13 protein-coding genes, 1 tRNA gene and 1 pseudogene are annotated in these 16,525 nt (G+C 61.2%); 6 read left to right on the top strand and 9 right to left on the bottom strand.

Going from position 1 to position 16,525, the window contains the following annotated elements; genetic code table 11:
• Positions 1–531: 531 nt before the first annotated feature.
• Complete coding sequence (gene rtcR, locus SLG_RS05380) at positions 532–2,127, bottom strand: RNA repair transcriptional activator RtcR (protein WP_014075424.1); 1,596 nt, start codon at positions 2,125–2,127, stop codon at positions 532–534.
• Positions 2,128–2,373: 246 nt separating this feature from the next.
• Between rtcR and SLG_RS05375 the strand changes: the two genes are divergently transcribed.
• From SLG_RS05375 to rtcA, 4 genes are all read left to right on the top strand, one after another.
• Positions 2,374–2,451, top strand: a tRNA-Pro gene (locus tag SLG_RS05375).
• A gap of 16 nt (positions 2,452–2,467) precedes the next feature.
• Complete coding sequence (locus tag SLG_RS05370) at positions 2,468–4,015, top strand: vWA domain-containing protein (protein ID WP_014075423.1); 1,548 nt, start codon at positions 2,468–2,470, stop codon at positions 4,013–4,015.
• Between the two features lie 642 nt (positions 4,016–4,657).
• Entirely contained in the window at positions 4,658–5,884 is a 1,227-nt protein-coding gene (locus SLG_RS05365) for an RtcB family protein (protein ID WP_014075422.1), read from the top strand.
• Positions 5,885–5,910: 26 nt separating this feature from the next.
• On the top strand, positions 5,911–6,924 hold the full coding sequence (gene rtcA / locus SLG_RS05360) for an RNA 3'-terminal phosphate cyclase (protein WP_014075421.1): 1,014 nt from the start codon (positions 5,911–5,913) through the stop codon (positions 6,922–6,924).
• A gap of 275 nt (positions 6,925–7,199) precedes the next feature.
• On the opposite strand, the gene SLG_RS05355 is transcribed toward rtcA, so the two are convergent.
• Positions 7,200–7,871 carry an HAD family hydrolase gene (locus tag SLG_RS05355; protein WP_051003699.1) on the bottom strand — a complete coding sequence of 224 codons (672 nt, stop codon included), beginning with the start codon at positions 7,869–7,871 and terminating at the stop codon, positions 7,200–7,202.
• Here SLG_RS05355 and SLG_RS21250 point away from each other — a divergent pair.
• Positions 7,855–8,697 (top strand): hypothetical protein, encoded by an 843-nt coding sequence (locus SLG_RS21250; RefSeq protein ID WP_148276496.1) that lies wholly within the window; start codon positions 7,855–7,857, stop codon positions 8,695–8,697. The genes SLG_RS05355 and SLG_RS21250 overlap by 17 nt on opposite strands.
• Before the next feature lie 221 nt (positions 8,698–8,918).
• Here the strand turns inward: SLG_RS21250 and SLG_RS05350 are convergent, their stop codons facing one another.
• Genes SLG_RS05350 through SLG_RS05340 form a run of 3 tightly spaced genes read right to left on the bottom strand, consistent with a single transcriptional unit; the run spans position 8,919 to position 11,202 of the window.
• On the bottom strand, positions 8,919–9,446 hold the full coding sequence (locus tag SLG_RS05350) for a VOC family protein (RefSeq protein WP_014075419.1): 528 nt from the start codon (positions 9,444–9,446) through the stop codon (positions 8,919–8,921).
• Positions 9,447–9,502: 56 nt separating this feature from the next.
• On the bottom strand, positions 9,503–10,351 hold the full coding sequence (locus tag SLG_RS05345) for an alpha/beta fold hydrolase (protein ID WP_041391746.1): 849 nt from the start codon (positions 10,349–10,351) through the stop codon (positions 9,503–9,505).
• A 26-nt stretch (positions 10,352–10,377) separates the two neighbouring features.
• The gene (locus tag SLG_RS05340; protein ID WP_014075417.1) at positions 10,378–11,202 is read right to left on the bottom strand and encodes an oxidoreductase; all 825 of its coding nucleotides are present in this window, start codon (positions 11,200–11,202) and stop codon (positions 10,378–10,380) included.
• Positions 11,203–11,303: 101 nt separating this feature from the next.
• On the opposite strand from SLG_RS05340, the gene SLG_RS05335 reads away from it, so the two are divergent.
• The gene (locus SLG_RS05335) at positions 11,304–12,164 is read left to right on the top strand and encodes a LysR family transcriptional regulator (protein ID WP_014075416.1); all 861 of its coding nucleotides are present in this window, start codon (positions 11,304–11,306) and stop codon (positions 12,162–12,164) included.
• 24 nt (positions 12,165–12,188) lie between these two features.
• Here SLG_RS05335 and SLG_RS05330 read toward each other — a convergent pair whose 3' ends face one another.
• The 4 genes and pseudogenes from SLG_RS05330 to SLG_RS05315 form a co-directional block, all read right to left on the bottom strand.
• Entirely contained in the window at positions 12,189–12,770 is a 582-nt protein-coding gene (locus tag SLG_RS05330) for a DUF308 domain-containing protein (RefSeq protein WP_014075415.1), read from the bottom strand.
• A 111-nt stretch (positions 12,771–12,881) separates the two neighbouring features.
• Positions 12,882–13,523: an NrsF family protein gene (locus SLG_RS05325; protein WP_014075414.1), complete on the bottom strand. Its 642-nt coding sequence runs from the start codon at positions 13,521–13,523 to the stop codon at positions 12,882–12,884.
• Positions 13,513–14,016 (bottom strand): annotated as a pseudogene (locus tag SLG_RS05320) (sigma-70 family RNA polymerase sigma factor). Before SLG_RS05320 ends, SLG_RS05325 begins: the two are co-directional and overlap by 11 nt.
• Before the next feature lie 326 nt (positions 14,017–14,342).
• The gene (locus tag SLG_RS05315; RefSeq protein WP_014075412.1) at positions 14,343–16,472 is read right to left on the bottom strand and encodes a TonB-dependent siderophore receptor; all 2,130 of its coding nucleotides are present in this window, start codon (positions 16,470–16,472) and stop codon (positions 14,343–14,345) included.
• Between the last annotated feature and the right edge of the window lie 53 nt (positions 16,473–16,525).

Genomic DNA, 16,525 nt, shown 5'->3' with positions numbered 1-16,525 from the left:
TCCCCAGCAAGCAGCTTGAATCACAACAAAGCCACCTTGGGAATCCCCAAACGATTCAGCCTATCAGGACAGGCTCTAGTCCTCGATAACACCGACGTTGGGCTGACGATAGGCGAACACGTCGTAAGGGTGCGCGCCATCCGCGATGAAAGAGTCGATCATGTCATTGCGCTCGGGGTTGCTTCTCCGATGGCCTTAATCAGCTCCGTGCGGCCCGGCCAGAGTTGGGGCGACCAGTCGGTGGGGTGAGATGGCTTGGCTCCCGAACGTCTCGACCAAACGTCCGAATTCACCGTTCGAATATCCAGAAGTTGACGGACCGCCATCGGCCAGCTTGCTCGTTCCTCGACCCCGTTAGTCGGCGCGGGAGCGACCGCTTTATCTGAAACCGGGCATTCGCTCTCGTCCTACTGAACGACGGCTTCGTCCCAACGCTGGTCGATCGCTCCGCCTCGACAGCTGGATGAACGAAGGGCGAGTTTCAACGACCACATTTGGGCTGGCGAACGACCGCAATGTTGGCGGTCACTGTCATTCTCCGACCGTCGACCAATCCAGCCCGAACCGCGCGAGATACTTCCGCAAGCGATCAGCGTCGTTTGAGCTACTGCGGCGGATGCGTGATGCGTTGAACAACGTTCGTCCTGCTTCCGACAACGAGCGGCTAGAGCGGCACACCCGTGCGACCTCGGCGAGTTGGACGCGATCGAACAGATCGAGTTCGGCGATCTGGTTCTCATCCATAATCTCGGAGAGGCTATCGGCGGCGCCATCGGGCTGAGCTGACCAGAGTCGCCGCAATCGCTCGATCTCCTTGTCGACGCAGTCCACATCGATCCGCCCCTTTGGGCTGAGCGTGGCCATGCGTGTCACGCTGGCGGCGAGGTCGCGGAAATTGCCGGGCCATCGCGCCTCGCCCGATGTCGCGAAGGCGAGGTAGCGCTGGCGCGCTTCCTTGTTGAAGCTGGCCTGATCGCCCTCGCGTTCGGCGAAGCGATCCAGTTCATAGTCGAGATTGGGCTCGATATCCTCGCGCCTATCGGCAAGGCCGGGCAGGCGGAAGGTCCACAAGTTGAGGCGAGCGTAAAGGTCGTCGCGGAATATACCCGCCGCCACCGCCTCGCCGAGGTCGCGATTGGTACCCGCGATCAGCTGGAAGTCGGACGCGACCTCCTTGTCCGCGCCGACGGGTAGGAAGCGCTTGTCCTCGATGGCGCGCAAGATCATCGCCTGTTCGTCGAGGCCCAGTTCGCCGATCTCGTCCAGGAACAGCATGCCCTTGTCGGCGGAGCGTAACAGGCCAGGCCGGTCAGCGACCGCGCCGGTAAAGGCGCCCTTGCGGTGACCGAACAGTGCCGACATCGCGCTGTCGCCCTTCAGGGTCGCGCAGTTCACTTCAACGAAAGGCCCGGCAATCTGATGTTTGGCCTTCTTCAGCTCGTAGATGCGCCGGGCGAGTTGGCTCTTGCCGGCGCCGGTCGGCCCCATCAGGAGCACCGGCGCTCGCGAGCGCAGTGCCACTTGCTCGATCTCGTCGATCATGTGGTTGAAGGCGGCATTGCGCGTGTCGATGCCGGACTTGAGGAAGGAGGTGCTCTCCGCGCTCGCGACGGCGAAACGGGTGGCGATGCTGTCGTAACGCGACAGGTCGAGGTCGATGATGCTCCAGCGACCCGGCGCCCCACCATCCTCGGCGCGCTTGGCCGGCTGGGTCTGGAGCAGGCGCCCGGGCAGGTATCGCGCCTCGGTCAGCAGGAAGAGGCAGATCTGCGCGACGTGCGTGCCGGTGGTGATGTGGAGGAGATAATCCTGCTCGTCCGGGTCGAACGGTTCGGCACGCGCGAAGTCGAGCAGCTTTCCATAGACTTCCTCGAAGTCCCATGGGTCACGGAAATCGAGGACGCGCATATCGACCTGCGTCTCCGGCGAGACCGAAGCGATATCCTCCGCGACATATTCGGCGAGGCGGCGATGGGTGGTGCCATGAAGCAGCACCAGTCGATCGACCCGCAGGTCCTCATGCATGGTCAGCGCGACTGTTGGTCGCCACTTGTTCCAGCGCGATGGCCCGAACTTACTGGCATCAAGGGTCGAGCCGAGGAAGCCGATCACGGTCAATGGTTTCATTCTTATATTATAGGATAAATTCCTATCCTAAGCGATCATATTTTTCGTGGTTCAGACTTTGAAACCTTCGACATTCATAAAAATTCGAATAATAAAATCAATAATATGTGAGGTCTTTTGATCTCGCTTTGATGATTTGGCACGCCCCATGCAGATGATTCAGCGTCGACCGAGGCGGATTACTCGGGCGGCAGGCGGAACTGGGGCGGCCGGAATGGGCTGGCCGCCCCAAGGACCGGAAATTCACAGGGCGTAGCTCAGTCTGCGCAGAGCGCCTGCCTTGGGAGCAGGAGGTCGCAGGTTCAAATCCTGCCGCCCTGACCAGATGAGGAGTTGGACGATGGCCAACAAGGGACTGTTTGCGAGCGCCGTGGCGAAGCTGTTGCCGCGCACCGATACGGTGAACCGGGAGGGTGCGCCGGCCTACGCCTACGGGCCGAAGGCAAAGCTCGCCCAGTTGGCGGCGACCGGCACGCTGGCCGATAATTTCTACGGCGCGGCGGAGACGCAGCTTGCCGATGTGCTGGACGCGGCCCGCGCGGTCGATCCATATTTCGTCGCCCAAGCTGCGGTCTATGCCCGCACGTCCGGCGCGATGAAGGATATGCCGGCCTTGCTGGCGGCCTATCTGACGGTTGCGGATCCCGACCTCGCGGTTCGGGTGTTCGGTAAGGTCGTGAATAACGGCCGTATGCTGCGCAGCTTTGTGCAGATCATTCGGTCTGGTCAGGTCGGGCGGACGTCGCTCGGCACGCGGCCGAAGCGCTTGGTGCAGCAGTGGCTGGAGCAGGCGTCGATCCGTGACCTGATGCAGGCCGCGACCGGTAATTCGCCGAGCCTGGCGGACATCGTCAAGATGGTCCACGCACGCCCGGCGGATGTGGAGCGCAAGGCTTTCTATGGCTGGCTGATCGGTCGTCCCTATGACGTCGCCGCTCTGCCCGTCGAGATCGCCGCGTTCGAGGCCTGGAAGCAGGACCGGACGCTACCGCTGCCGCAGGTGCCGTTCGAGTGGCTGACCGCTTATCCGCTTGTCGCGGAGCAGTGGGCGGAGCTTGCTGGCCGCATGGGCTGGCAGGCGCTGCGGATGAACCTTAACACGCTGGCGCGCAATGGCGCGTTCGGGGTGGAGGGGTTTGCCGATCAGGTCGCGGCCCGGCTTGCCGACCGCGATGCGCTCCGTGCCGTGCGGCCCATGCCCTATCAGTTGATGGTGGCATTAGGACAGGTTGGCGACGGTGTGCCGCTCAAGGTGCAGGCGGCGCTAGAGGAAGCACTGGAGCTGTCGCTCCGGGGCGTTCGACAAGTGCCGGGCCGCGTGGTCGTCTGCCCCGACGTGTCGGGTTCGATGCAGTGGCCGGTGACGGGCTACCGCAAGGGCGCTTCGTCCAAGGTTCGCTGCATCGATGTCGCGGCTCTGGTCGCGGCGGCGATGTTGCGGTCCAACCGTCAGGCGCGTGTCATCCCCTTCGAGCAGGCGGTCGTGCCGGTGACGCTGAAGGCTACCGACCGGATTGCGGTGAACGCCGCGAAGTTCGCGGCGGTCGGCGGTGGCGGGACGAATGTCTCGGCGCCCCTCGCACTCCTCAACAAGGAGAAGGCGGCGGTCGATCTGGTGGTTATCGTCTCGGACAATGAGTCCTGGGTCGATGCGCAGCGGAGCGGCTCGACGGCGACGATGCATGAGTGGACGAAACTGGCGAAGCGCTACCCGCAAGCCAAGCTCGTCTGCATCGACATCGCGCCCTACGGCACCACCCAGGCCGCCAGCCGGCAGGACATATTGAATGTCGGAGGCTTCTCCGACGCGGTGTTCGATACCATTGCGCGCTTCGTCTCCGGCGAAACGCAGGATTGGGTGAGCATCGTCGAACAAGTGGAGGTCTGAACGAACAGGGTCGTGGCGAATGCTGGCAGGACTACATGTCTCCAAACCACGAGGCCCGACGAGTAAAGCGCCCGGAAGGCAGTTGTGCCGAAAGGGAGATGCGGGTTCGAACCCCGCCGCCGACACGTAGCTTAAGGGCCGCGTCTTGCCGAACCTCGTCGTCACGACCCCACCAGAATATCACGGCGAATGCCGAGAAGGACTACATTGGTAATGTGGTTGTCGCGGGTTCAAGTCCCGCCTGTATCGGCAACGATACAGTAGCTCAGCTGGATAGAGCGCCAGTCCCTCGGGACGGTCTTTCTCACTTCTCGTCGCCGTGACCCGAAATGCAAAAACCATGGCGAATGCCTGACGGACTACATGGCCTTCAACGCCCCAGATGCGGGTTCGAATCCCGCCGGACCGCCCAATCGGTTCGTAGTGTAACGATAGCACAGGGACCGTCCACGAGGACGGAGAGAAATCTGTCAAAACCTCGTCGCCGTGAAATGAATACAAGCTGGCGAATGCCGGCGGGACTACACGGTAAAGCCGAAAGGCCAAGCGGTTCGAATCCGCCCCAGAGCAATCCGCCAGGATGCTCTGGGATGTCTCGCCAAATCTCGTCGCCGGCACCATGATTATGCAAGGGAGGTAGTGATGACCGAGACGAATTTTGATTTTCAGCACGTTGAGGGCGGCAAGCCGATCAAGCTTTGGACGCGCGGTGTGCCGGTGGATGAGAAGGCGCATGAGCAGCTCCGCAAGGCGGCGCGCATGCCTTTCGTGTTCAAGCATGTGGCGGCCATGCCGGACGTACATGTCGGTATCGGCGCGACCGTAGGTTCAGTGATCCCCACCAAGGGCGCGGTGATCCCGGCGGCTGTAGGTGTGGACATCGGCTGCGGCATGATGGCGGCGCGCACCTCGCTGATGGCGAGCGATCTGCCAGACAATCTGGAAGGCATCCGCTCGGCCATCGAACGGGCGGTGCCGCATGGGCGCAGCGTCAATCGCGGCAAGCGCGATATCGGTTCGTGGGGCGACCCGCCGGCCGAGATTGTGGCGGCCTGGGCCACGCTCGTGGAGCGGTTCGATCGGATCACGGCCAAATATCCGCGGTTCAAGAACACGAACCAGCTCACCCATCTCGGGACGCTGGGAACGGGCAACCACTTCATCGAGCTTTGCCTCGATACCTCCAGCCAAGTGTGGGTAATGCTGCACTCGGGCTCGCGCGGCGTGGGGAATGCGATCGGCACGTTCTTCATCGAGCTGGCCAAGCAGGACATGCGCAAGTGGTTCATCAACCTGCCCGACGAGGATCTCGCCTACTTCCCGGAAGGGACCGACCATTTCGATGACTATGTCGAGGCGGTGGAATGGGCGCAGGACTTCGCGGCGCTGAACCGCCGGATGATGATGACCAATGTGATCCGGGCGCTGCGCGGCCAGATCGCCAGGCCTTTCGACGCCGAGCTCGAAGCGGTGAACTGCCATCACAACTATGTGACGCGGGAAAACCATTTCGGCGAGAATGTGCTCGTGCCCCGCAAGGGCGCGGTGCGCGCGGCGAAAGGCACGATGGGCATCATTCCGGGCTCGATGGGCGCGAAATCGTTCATCGTGCGCGGTCTGGGCAATGCGGAGTCGTTCGAGAGCTGCAGCCATGGCGCGGGGCGGGTGATGTCCCGCACCCAAGCGAAGAAGCTGGTCTCGCTCGACGAGCATATCGCCGATACGGCGGGCGTCGAGTGCCGCAAGGACGAGAGCGTCATCGACGAGACGCCCAAGGCTTACAAGTCGATCGAAGCCGTGATGGCCGCCCAGGCCGATCTGGTGGAGATCGTCCATACGTTGAAACAGGTGGTGTGCGTGAAGGGGTAACCCTTCACGCATGTCCAGGGGGACTTATGATTATCATCGACGGATCGGAAGGCGAAGGCGGCGGGCAGGTCGTGCGCAATGCGTGCGCGCTCTCGCTCGTAACCGGCAAAGCCGTCCGCATCGAGAATGTCCGGGCCAAGCGGTCGAAGCCAGGCCTCATGCGTCAGCATGTGACGGCGGTCGAAGCGGCGTGCGTCATCGGCAATGCCGAATGCCAGGGGCTCCATGTCGGGTCGTCCGCCCTCAGCTTCACGCCGGGCGAGGTCGTGCCGGATGAGTATCACTTCGCTGTTGGCACGGCGGGATCGACAGGGCTTGTCCTCCAGACGCTGCTGATGCCGCTCTTGCTAGCCGATGCGCCGTCGCGGCTGGTGTTGGAAGGCGGCACTCACAACATGCTCGCCCCGCCGTTCGAATTCATCGCGAAATGCTTCCTGCCGATCATCAATCGCATGGGACCGACCGTCGAGGCACGGCTCGTCCGGCATGGCTTCTATCCACGCGGCGGCGGTCGGATCGAGGTGGACATCAGCCCGGCGCCGTTGCAGCCCATCGACTGTTTGGAGCGTGGAGCCCTGATGGGCGTCAGCGGTCAGGCGCTGTTTGCCGGCCTGCCGTTTGAGATTGCGGAGCGCGAGATCAATGTTGTGCGCCGGGATCTCGGCTGGTCCGAACGGGAAGCCTGCGTGCGCGAACTTCCGGACGATCAGGGCCCGGGCAACATTCTGCTGCTCGAAGCTCAGTTCGAGCATGGAACCGAGATCGTTAGCGGCTTCGGGCAGTTGGGTGTGACGGCGGAGCGCGTCTCCAAGAAAGCAGTCGGGCGGATGCGGGGCTATCTGGAATCGAATGCCTTTGCCGGTCCTTATCTCGCCGATCAGTTGCTGCTCCCCTTCGCGCTCGCAGGCGGGGGTAGCTTTACGACGGTCAAACCGAGTCAGCACAGTCTAACGGCGATCGACGTGATCGGGCGCTTTTTGAATCGGCGACTCAACTTTGTTCAGCGGCCGGACGGGACGCATCTCCTCACAGTCCAATAGGAATACCGCCATGTTTCGCGATAGCGGGGCATGGCGATAGCCCGTGAACTTCACTACTCAATTTGTGTCGATGCACATGAACGAAGGTCAGCTTTCAGGTGCCAATGACCAAAGTCCGAGTGTCTAAAATAGCGCGGGAGCAGCTCCATATCTTCGAATGCAATGACATTAGCCGACCTAGATATGGCGTCACAAGCGCCCTGCTAGCGGATGCTGCTGAGCCATAGCCGATCGCCTAACATTGAAATGCTTAAATCCCTTCAGTAATCTGTGGGTCAGTGTGCAAGGAGCCGAGCGACATCGTCGTAATCATTAGCTAAGAAATCCGCTCCGGCAGCCTCCAACCGTTCGGACAGGCCAGGACGGACATGAGTGCCAGCCAGCAATCCCACCACATGCATGCCTGCCGCTTTTGCGGCACTGACACCCCCGACGCTGTCTTCAATCACGAGCACTTCCCCCGGTGTTGCCCCCAGTCGCTTTGCTGCATACAAGAATAGATCGGGAAAAGGCTTTCCGCGCGCAACGTCGTCAGCGCTAAACACTCGGCCGGCAAAGTGAGAGATCAAGTCGATCTTTGCAAGGCTGGCGTTTAGGCGGGCATGTGAACTTGACGATGCAATGCATCGCGGGATCTCAGCATGGCAATCTAGAAAAGCCCGGACACCCTTGATCGGCTCCAACTCGTCCAGGAAAGCATCTAGCGTGCGCGACAGAAGTTTCGCCTCAAAGTCCGTGAGCGTGAGACCCGTGGCTCGCTCGATGATCTCGCGCACATCCGACGATCGCTTGCCCACAAACAGTTGGAGAGCACCCTCCGTGGAAACTTGATATCCGATCTCGGTAACCAGCTGAGCGGCCACGCGATTAGCGATGTATTCGCTGTCAGCGATCACGCCATCGAAGTCAAAGATGAGGGCGGAAAAGCGCATGAAATCCTTCGTCATGGACACCGCAAACTCGCGTCGCCACCTGAACTACTTTGTACCCGCCCGCCAAATTCAGTCGTCTGTTTCCTTTCCCAATCTGCTGTGCGACCTTCGCTCTGCGAACACGGGGGGAAACGCGATCGTGGCAGACAGTGATACCGGAAACAAGAAGCCTTGCAATTTGAGGGGGTCGCCTATCCGTTGGCTCCACCTGGCAGGAAATTGGTTCCTCGGTCGCAATTCCCCCGATTTTCGTGATTCCCGCGTGTCGAAATCCACGCTGCTAAAGCCAACATTGGCACAGATACGCATTGCGGAAATGATCGCTAAACAGATCGAGGTTGAGCAAGGGCTCGCCAATACGAGGATGTCGTGGAATCTGACATTTCAAGGCTTCACGATTGCCGCATACACGCTAGTCGCTGCATCGGGTGGAACGGCACCCGCAAAATGGATACTGGGAACTGCCATTGGATTGGCCTCCGCACTTATCGCATTCATGACAATGCGCGGTATCATTGCATCGCAGAACCAGCGAAAATATTTGAAGGATTATTGGGAAGCTAACGGGCTAAGGCGCTTCTTCCCTGAGCCGTTCTCGGTCGCTTCCACCTCTGTTCATGGCCGGTTGCCTTCATATGCGATTTGCATCGTTCTGATCGTTATGTGGGCTATCCTATTAGGCACGCAGCCTTGGATCAGGGATACCGAGCCTACGAAGGTGGAAGTCGTGTCCCCAACGAGATTAGATATTCGAGCAGTTCTGACGAGTGAAGCCCCTGCTCGACCAGCGCCGGCAACCCACCCCACTCCAGGGAAGGGTACTTCGCGGGACAAAAAATGAGGCATTCGGCATCGCGTTGGTGGGTGGGAAACAGGGTATGGCGTCGGTCAAGGCCCTGCCCGGACGTTCGATCGGTCAACATGAACGTAGGGCCGCCTTTAAAAGCGCGTTGAGAGCCGCGAATGACCGCTTTGTTGGCGCCCTCAGCCGGGAGAGTTTCGGATTTGCCACGTATGCTTCATGCGCCAATTCGGGTTTGACGATCGCTGCTAGCGTCCTGCTCAATCATCCTGCCAACGGCGTACGTCCGTCTGATCGCGATATGCCATGCGGTCGGGCGTAGTGATGAACTCCATCGTCGTGCCCCACGGCATGCGGCAGTAGCAGACCTTGTTTCCAGGACCTCTTTCGGTCGCATAGGGAATGGCGCGCGGCGCGGTGAGGGACGTGCCCCCGGCCTTCTCGAAACGCTCGACCGATGCGTCGATGTCGTCGGTGTAGAGCGCAAAATGGGTGATGCCGAAGTCGCTCGCGCGGATCGGCTGGGCTTGCTCTGGGCCATGCATTTCGAAGAGCTCGATATCGGGTCCCGTGCCGATCTTGACCATCGCCTGCGCGCGCACGACTGTGCCGGGGAAAGCGCCGACGGCCCGCTCGAACTCGGGTCCCTGCCGCGGCGGATCCTGCGGTCCGAAGGACTGATAGATCAGCTGGGCGCCGAAAGCCGCTTCCAGGAAGGACTTTGCCGCTTCGATGTCCGGCACCGTGATGCCGATATGATTGACGCCGCGAATGACGGGTGCAGTCATGACAGTCTCCTTTGCTATGCATTCGATCCGCCATGCTTGTGGGCTGGCGCTGCGTTTCAATTGGTCTTGAGGAAGTCGACCAGGGCGGCCGCGACCTCATCCGGCCTTTCGTCCGCGACATAGTGGCTGCACCGCGCGATGGGGCCGCCCGTCACGTTGGTGGCGAATTCCTCGAGCATCGGCACCATCTGCGCACCGAAGCGCTGATCCCCACCGAGGCCCAGCACTGGTATCTCGAGCGGTTGCTTCTTGTATTCGAGCGCGGCCGCGTGGTCTGCGGCGAGCGTGCGATACCATTCCATTCCCCCACGGGTGCGGCCGGGCAGCGCCATCGCCTTGGCGTAGATATCGATGTCCGCCGGATCGAAGCGGCTGTGATCGTAGAACCGCTCCGCCATGAAGGCCGCAACATAATCATATTCACGGCCATGAATCAGGCGTTCGGGCAGGTCCCGGTGCATATGGAAGCCGAAGTGCCAGAGCCTCGCGGTCGTCGCTTCCCATCCGGTCCAGCCGGGAAGCGGCACGTCGAGTACGGCCAGGTGGGTAACAGCCTCTCGGTGGAGGGCGGCCTGCGGCAGGGCGACCATGCCGCCGATGTCATGTCCGCACACGGCGTAGCGTTCGTGGCCGAGTGCGATCATGACTTCATGCGCGTCACACGCCATCGTCGCCTTGTCATAGCCGCCCTGCGGACAGTCGGAAAATCCCGCGCCGCGCATATCGATGGCCACCACGCTGAAATGCTCGGCCAATCGCGGCATCACATGGTGCCATTCCCACCAGGTTTCGGGCCAGCCGTGGAGCAGCAGGATCGGCGGGCCCGCCCCTCCGATAACGGCGTTGATCTTTATGCCGTCCGCCGGCACCAGTTGCTGGGTAAATCCCTCCAACGTTGGGGTCATGATCGCTCTCCAATCAGGATTGGTGTTCAGACGGGATCGAAATCGGTAGCGATCGTGATGTCGCGCCAAGCGTCGATATCGCTGCGGAAGGCCGCCAGCTTTCGCTCGGCGATCGCGTGCGCGGCCGGGCCGAGCGGCAGGTGGAGCGGGGCGTCCTCGGCATCGACCGCCCGCAGAATCACCGCGACCGCCTTCTCGGGATCGCCCGCCTGATTGCCGTTGCCGGTCTCGCGATAGAGCTTGCGCGAACTTGCGGCATATTCGGGCATCTCGTTGACCGCCATGACGATCGACCGGCCGAGGAAATCGGTGCGGAACGGCCCAGGCTCGACGATCAGCACGCGAACGCCGAGTGGCTTAAGCTCGCCGGCGAGCGCCTCGGAAATGCCTTCCACGGCGAACTTGGCGGCATGGTAATAGCCGCCGCCGCCGCGGCCCTCGATACCCGCACCGGAAGACATGTTGACGATTGTTCCGCCCGACCGGCGCAGGACGGGTAGCACGGCTCTCGTGGTTTCGATCAGGCCAAAGACGTTCGCCTCGAACATCGGCCGATATTCCTGCGGAGTGCCCTCCTCGATCGCGCCGAACAGGGCGTAGCCGGCATTGTTCACGAGTATGTCGAACCCGCCGAAGATTTCGACCGCCTTTGCGACCGCCACCTTGGCGGCCGCCGCATCGGTCACGTCGAGTGGCAAGGTGATCATGCGGCCGCCGAACGGCTCGGCCATGTCCTCGATCGCCCTCACATTCCGGGCCGTTGCGACGACGCGATCCCCGCGCTGTGCCGCAGCAAGCGCGAGCCGCTTGCCGAAGCCGCTCGAGCAGCCTGTGATGAACCAGGTCTTCATGACTAACACCTCCATGACGATGGGGGGAATCTAGGCGTTTAGATTTGTTCTTGAACTGACAGGAATGTACTCTTTGCGTTCAGTTTTGTGCGAGGTTCGCAATGGAATGGAGTGACGTCAGGATCTTTCTCGCCGTTGCGCGATCCGGTACGCTCGGCGGCGCGGCGCGCTCTCTCCGCACGAGTCATCCGACCGTCGGCAGACGCCTTCGCGCGCTTGAGCAGGCGATCGGTCAGACGCTCTTCCAGCGCACGGCGGACGGTCTTGTCCTGACCGACGAGGGACATAGCATCCTCGCGCTGGCCGAGCAGATGGAGGAAGGCGCGCTGGCGATGGAGCGCCGGCTCGCAGGGCAGGAGCACGACCTGAAGGGCAGTCTGCGCATTTCTTCAGCGGACTGGTTCGGGGCCTATGTCCTTCCTCCCATCCTGGCAGATTTCTCGAAAGCCTATCCCAATGTCGACGTCGAAATCCTGACGGGCACGCGCCTGTTCAACCTCGCCCAGCGCGAGGCCGACGTTGCTTTTCGCATCGTCCCGTTCAACAATGCCGATGTCGTGCAGCGGCGGCTCTTCAGGCTGGAATATGGCGTCTATATCGCGGAGGAAGCCGCCGATCCCCAATATGGCGACGGTGCCGGTTTCAGGCTCATCACCCATGACACATCCACGGGCCATTTCCCGGACATCGCATGGCTGACCGAGAGTTTCCCCAATGCGAGACCAATTCTGCGATCGAACAACCGCAACGTCCAGGGACGCATGTGCCGGGAAGGTGTCGGCATCGCCGTCCTGCCTCGCGTAGTCGGCAATCAGATCACGGGCATCCGCAGACTAGAGCTGCCGAAGCCGCCGCCGGCGCGCGACATCTGGATGGGTTACCACCGGGACCTGCGACGACTTGGGCGTCTTCGCGCATTCATCTCAACGGTATCGGGTCATCTCGCGAACACATCCGCATGATCTCCGGCCCGGTTCCGACGTGCCTCAGGGCTCGACGGCCTTCGCGCGCTGACGCACGTCGCTGATGGTCAGCGAGACAGCTGAGACGAGGAAGTAGAAGGCGCCGAAGGCGGCGTAGGGCGCGATGTCGGCGATGCTGACCGGTGCGGCGCCGGCGGCTTTGCTGAGCATATGCGCCCCGGCAAGCCCCGACTGAGCGCCGCTCAGGATCATTGCCCACTGCGCGCCATAGGACTTCCAGCGCCGCACGCCGGTGACGAGTTGGAACAGGCCGGACAGGATCGCCCATACGCCGAAGATCTGGAGGACCGCATGTATGCCGTGCGGCAGGGTGGTGGCGACGGCAACGGCGGTCACGACGCTGACGACGACGTTGAGCATCTGGCTCTTGTTCTTCGTCAGGCCGCCACTCCGGTTTGCATCGAGATAGTTCGCCAGTGCGTCCCACGCGGGATAGGCGACGAGCATTCCTGCAGCCAGCGGCGGCATGGCCTTCGCCACCGTGAAGGCGAGCGCGACCCAGATCGCGGAGACCACGAAGCGTAGATAATAGTATGTCTTGAGCCAGTCCCGGTCTGGGGACTTCACGTCGGTGATAGTCTTCATGGCATAGTTCCTTTCTGAGAGGCAGGCGCACGTCTCCGGTCCCGGAATCCCGGCGGGTCGGCGGTCGATGGTTCAGGCGGTGCGAGGGTCGATTTGCCGCAACGGTTCTCGTTAGAGGCGGAAGCGTCGCGGCAGGCACCATCGTGCGACGGCCATCACGGCGGCGCACCCGATGCTATACCAAACCACTACGTAGAGCGGGTCGTTGAAGGGGCAGCAGAAGGCGAAGACGAAGGCCCCGCAGGCGCCAGCGGCGATGCCGGAAGCAAGCGCGCTCAGCGTTGGCTGGGTCGGCGCCGCCCGCCGCATCAGGGCGCCGAGGAGCGCTACGATCGGCAGCGAGAGCACGAAGATCGAAGTGGCGCAAACGATGCCGCTGGCCGGACTGATGCGATCGAGCAGCGCGCGGTCGCCCACTCCTTCGGGCGTGACGAACGCGCCACCGACGATAGCCAAGGCAGCAAGGGCGCTGGAGAGCATCAGCCCCCCGCGCGGCTGCGCCATCGGTGAGAAGGACCGGATCGCCATCGCGCAGGCGATCACCGCCAGCAGGCCGAGACTTCCCACCCGCCACATCAGAAATCGAGATCCGGCCATGTGGTGCATGTCCGGCCGCATCACGCCAAGGCTTAGGAAGAGAACGAGCTCCGCAGCGCCCAGCGCGAGGACAAGTCCGCCCTCGCGCAGCATGCTGCGGCGATGAACGGGCGCTAGGTCTGACGACAGATCGGCGATCAGGGATTCATTCGACATCGGCGGTCTTCTCAATGATGGCCGTCAGGCGCGCGAGCCCGCGGTGGATGTTCATCTTCACGGCGGAGACGGAGAGGCCGATCTGGCCTGACGCCTCCTCGACGCTGTAGCCCTACATCTTGACCAGCAGGATCGCCTGGGCCTGCGCGGGGCGGAGCTCGTCAAGCAGGCTTGCGAGGACCGAGCTGCTGACCACAGATGCCTCGTGGTCATCCACGGCTATGTCCTCGGGCAGCTCGTCCAGGGGGCGGCGCGACAGGCTGCGCAGCTGGTCGATCCATTTGTTCTTGGCGATCGCCGCCAGCCAGGGTCCCAGCGGATAGTGCGGATCATAAGTGTGCCGTCGCCGATGGACGGCGAGCAGCGTTTCCTGGACGGCGTCATCCACCTCGCCCGGCGGCAGCCGCCGCTGGAAATAGCGCGTGAGCCACTCGGACATTTCGCCCAGCAACCGCCGATAGGCACCACCGTGGCCGTTTTGTGCCGCAACCATCAGGCTGCTCCAGCTGTCCGGCGCGGTTCGGAACGGACGCTCGCGGCTAGCCGGCGCCGTGCCTGGCGCGGGCCTTGAGATCAATCTCGAGAGGAAGTCCGAGCGCATGATCTCTTATTCGCGCGCTGAGCGATTTCGGTCACGAGCCATGTCTAACTTTTTTCAGCGCGGTTTTGGCCGTGCCGTTGCACCGCAAATTGATCGAGCCGCCCATTCCCTCGTGCGATTGATGACCATGCCACGACAGCCTGATGAACAATGAGCATACTTTAGGGAGCTTTATCAGGCGATCGAACGGCGGCTATGTTGGCGATAAATGAACAAGGCTACCAGGCAATGCGCACGCCGAGCGCGCCGTTAACACCCTCCCCTATATTAGTTTGGGTCCAGTATTTTTCGTTGAGTAGGTTGTTGAGGTTGCCCATGAACGTCACCTTGCGATTGCCAACCAGCGTTTCATACTGAAACCCCGCATTGGCCACAGTGTAGGACGGAATGATTAGACTGTTGGCGTCGTTGGTCGGTGCCTTACCGATATAGCGGACATTGCCATGTACGCTAAGGCCTGGAACAGCCGGGATATCATATTGCGCGTTGCCGGTTAGCTGCCATTTGGACGCGCCACCGGGGGTATTGCCCTGTAGCGTCTCATTTCCGGCCGATACGTTGCGAATGGACGGATCGAGCCGAAGCACGCCGAGACCCAATTTGAGGTCGGGCGCAAAGCGATAACTCGCTATAGCTTCGACGCCCTTGTAAAGCGTCAAGCCGTCCTGCGTCAGGCGGCGTGTGCCGTCGACGATCTGGTCGATCGTCGCAGCCCGTTCGATGCGGAAGCCTGCAAGCGTCATGCTCAGGCCCTGATGCTCATACTTCGCACCGATTTCATATTGGCGGCTGCGCGTCGGCTTCAGCACCTCGCCCGCATTGGCATATTCGCCACCGACACGGCTGCCCGGCTCCATCGCCTCGGCATAGCTGCCATAGAACGACACATAAGGCGCCGGCTTATAGATGAGCGCGAAGGTTGGCGTCACTGATGACGTGCGATAGGATGAATCCACCCGTGGATCTCCATCCGCATCAAGCAGCTTGTACCGGGTATAGCGTGCGCCAACGATGGCCTGAACATGCTCGCCAAAATGCACAGTGTCACTGGCAAAGACGCCGCTTTGACGCTCTTTCGTGGGCCAACCCTCGGTATCAAAATACATAGTGCGCGTCACACGGAACGGCTGATCCTGATAGATTGATCCGTTGAAATCATTGCCCCAATAATAGTTGCGGTCGTTGAAACCGAACAGGCTGTCGGTCGCGAGATAGGATGCTCCAGCGACGATCTCATGCCGGATCGACCCTGTCGTGACTTCGCCCTGCAAGAGAAACTGGGCGAAGTGATTTCTGTCCAGCTCGGCGAAGTTATAGGCATAGCCATCATATTCTCCGTCCGAATTCTGCATATAGACGAACATCTTGTTCGAATGATGCCGCTTGCTGGTATATCCATAAGTCAGTCGCGCAGACCAGCCGGGCGCAAAGGACCAATCGAAACCGGTAGCGGTCGCGAGTGTCCGCGCCTTGTAGAAGCTGTTGGCGACGTTCAGCTTGTCATAGTCATAAGTCGGCCGAGGAAGCTTGGTCCCGACATATTCTTCCCAGTAAAACTGGAACGGCTCGTGCTTCAGATTGCTGTCTTCATAGGTGGCGCTGGCGTACCATTTGAGATCGGGAGTGAACGCATAATCAAGCGCCAATGAAGCCACGAAGCGATTAACCCCTGCCCTATTATAAGCCGTGCCCTTTTCTCCGGCCAGATTGAGACGATAGCCAAGGCGTCCGTCCTGTGTCAGCGGCCCGCCTGCATCGGCCTTTGCATAAAATACGCTGTTGGTGCGGTAGCCGGCTTCCGTGGTCAGCATCGCTTCGGCCGTAGGGCGCTTGGTGCGATAAACGATGACGCCGCCTGGCGCGCCGATGCCATACATAAATCCGGTCAGCCCCTTGAGCGCGGACACGCTTTCGATCGGTTCCAGGGGGAAGTCCCCGCCCCAGTACAGCAGCAGGGGGACATCATCGATATAATAGTTGCGAACGCCTAATCCTCTGATTTGCGTGCCCCACCAGTTGATCGATCCCGATGGCGCAGAGGAATAAACGGACGGGTCGTTCTGGAATACCTGCCCTATACTTGTAACCTGCCGGCGGGCGATATCCGCCTGATCGACAAGGGTTATCGAGTAAGGCGTGTCGAGCAGCGTTTTCGTACCCATTGCGCCGTTGCTGGCCGCGCGAGTTTGGTCTTCGTCAGAGCGATGACCATAAACGAGTATCGCTTTCCTCGCGTCCTCCGTCGCCTCTTCATCCGATGCCGTGGCTTCCGCAGCACGGGCGCAAGGCGCAATGACAGGCACCAGCACGAGCGGCAGAGAGAGAATTGGCGCAATAAGCTTCTGCATGAATAGCCCCCGAAAATGTGAGGGCGCAATAAGATTATGTATATTGCGAGTTA

Source organism: Sphingobium sp. SYK-6 (assembly GCF_000283515.1).
Classification (GTDB): domain Bacteria; phylum Pseudomonadota; class Alphaproteobacteria; order Sphingomonadales; family Sphingomonadaceae; genus Sphingobium; species Sphingobium lignivorans.
This window is presented reverse-complemented; position numbering and strand designations above follow the sequence as displayed.

What these genes read in the sequence shown, in the direction of transcription:
- SLG_RS05340 (WP_014075417.1), bottom strand. Translation starts at nt 11,202, where the DNA reads ATGAAGACCTGGTTCATCACAGGCTGCTCGAGCGGCTTCGGCAAGCGG.
- SLG_RS05355 (WP_051003699.1), bottom strand. Translation starts at nt 7,871, where the DNA reads ATGACGAAGGATTTCATGCGCTTTTCCGCCCTCATCTTTGACTTCGAT.
- SLG_RS21250 (WP_148276496.1), top strand. Translation starts at nt 7,855, where the DNA reads ATGAAATCCTTCGTCATGGACACCGCAAACTCGCGTCGCCACCTGAAC.
- SLG_RS05365 (WP_014075422.1), top strand. Translation starts at nt 4,658, where the DNA reads ATGACCGAGACGAATTTTGATTTTCAGCACGTTGAGGGCGGCAAGCCG.
- SLG_RS05350 (WP_014075419.1), bottom strand. Translation starts at nt 9,446, where the DNA reads ATGACTGCACCCGTCATTCGCGGCGTCAATCATATCGGCATCACGGTG.
- SLG_RS05315 (WP_014075412.1), bottom strand. Translation starts at nt 16,472, where the DNA reads ATGCAGAAGCTTATTGCGCCAATTCTCTCTCTGCCGCTCGTGCTGGTG.
- SLG_RS05335 (WP_014075416.1), top strand. Translation starts at nt 11,304, where the DNA reads ATGGAATGGAGTGACGTCAGGATCTTTCTCGCCGTTGCGCGATCCGGT.
- SLG_RS05345 (WP_041391746.1), bottom strand. Translation starts at nt 10,351, where the DNA reads ATGACCCCAACGTTGGAGGGATTTACCCAGCAACTGGTGCCGGCGGAC.
- rtcA (WP_014075421.1), top strand. Translation starts at nt 5,911, where the DNA reads ATGATTATCATCGACGGATCGGAAGGCGAAGGCGGCGGGCAGGTCGTG.
- SLG_RS05325 (WP_014075414.1), bottom strand. Translation starts at nt 13,523, where the DNA reads ATGTCGAATGAATCCCTGATCGCCGATCTGTCGTCAGACCTAGCGCCC.
- SLG_RS05370 (WP_014075423.1), top strand. Translation starts at nt 2,468, where the DNA reads ATGGCCAACAAGGGACTGTTTGCGAGCGCCGTGGCGAAGCTGTTGCCG.
- rtcR (WP_014075424.1), bottom strand. Translation starts at nt 2,127, where the DNA reads ATGAAACCATTGACCGTGATCGGCTTCCTCGGCTCGACCCTTGATGCC.
- SLG_RS05330 (WP_014075415.1), bottom strand. Translation starts at nt 12,770, where the DNA reads ATGAAGACTATCACCGACGTGAAGTCCCCAGACCGGGACTGGCTCAAG.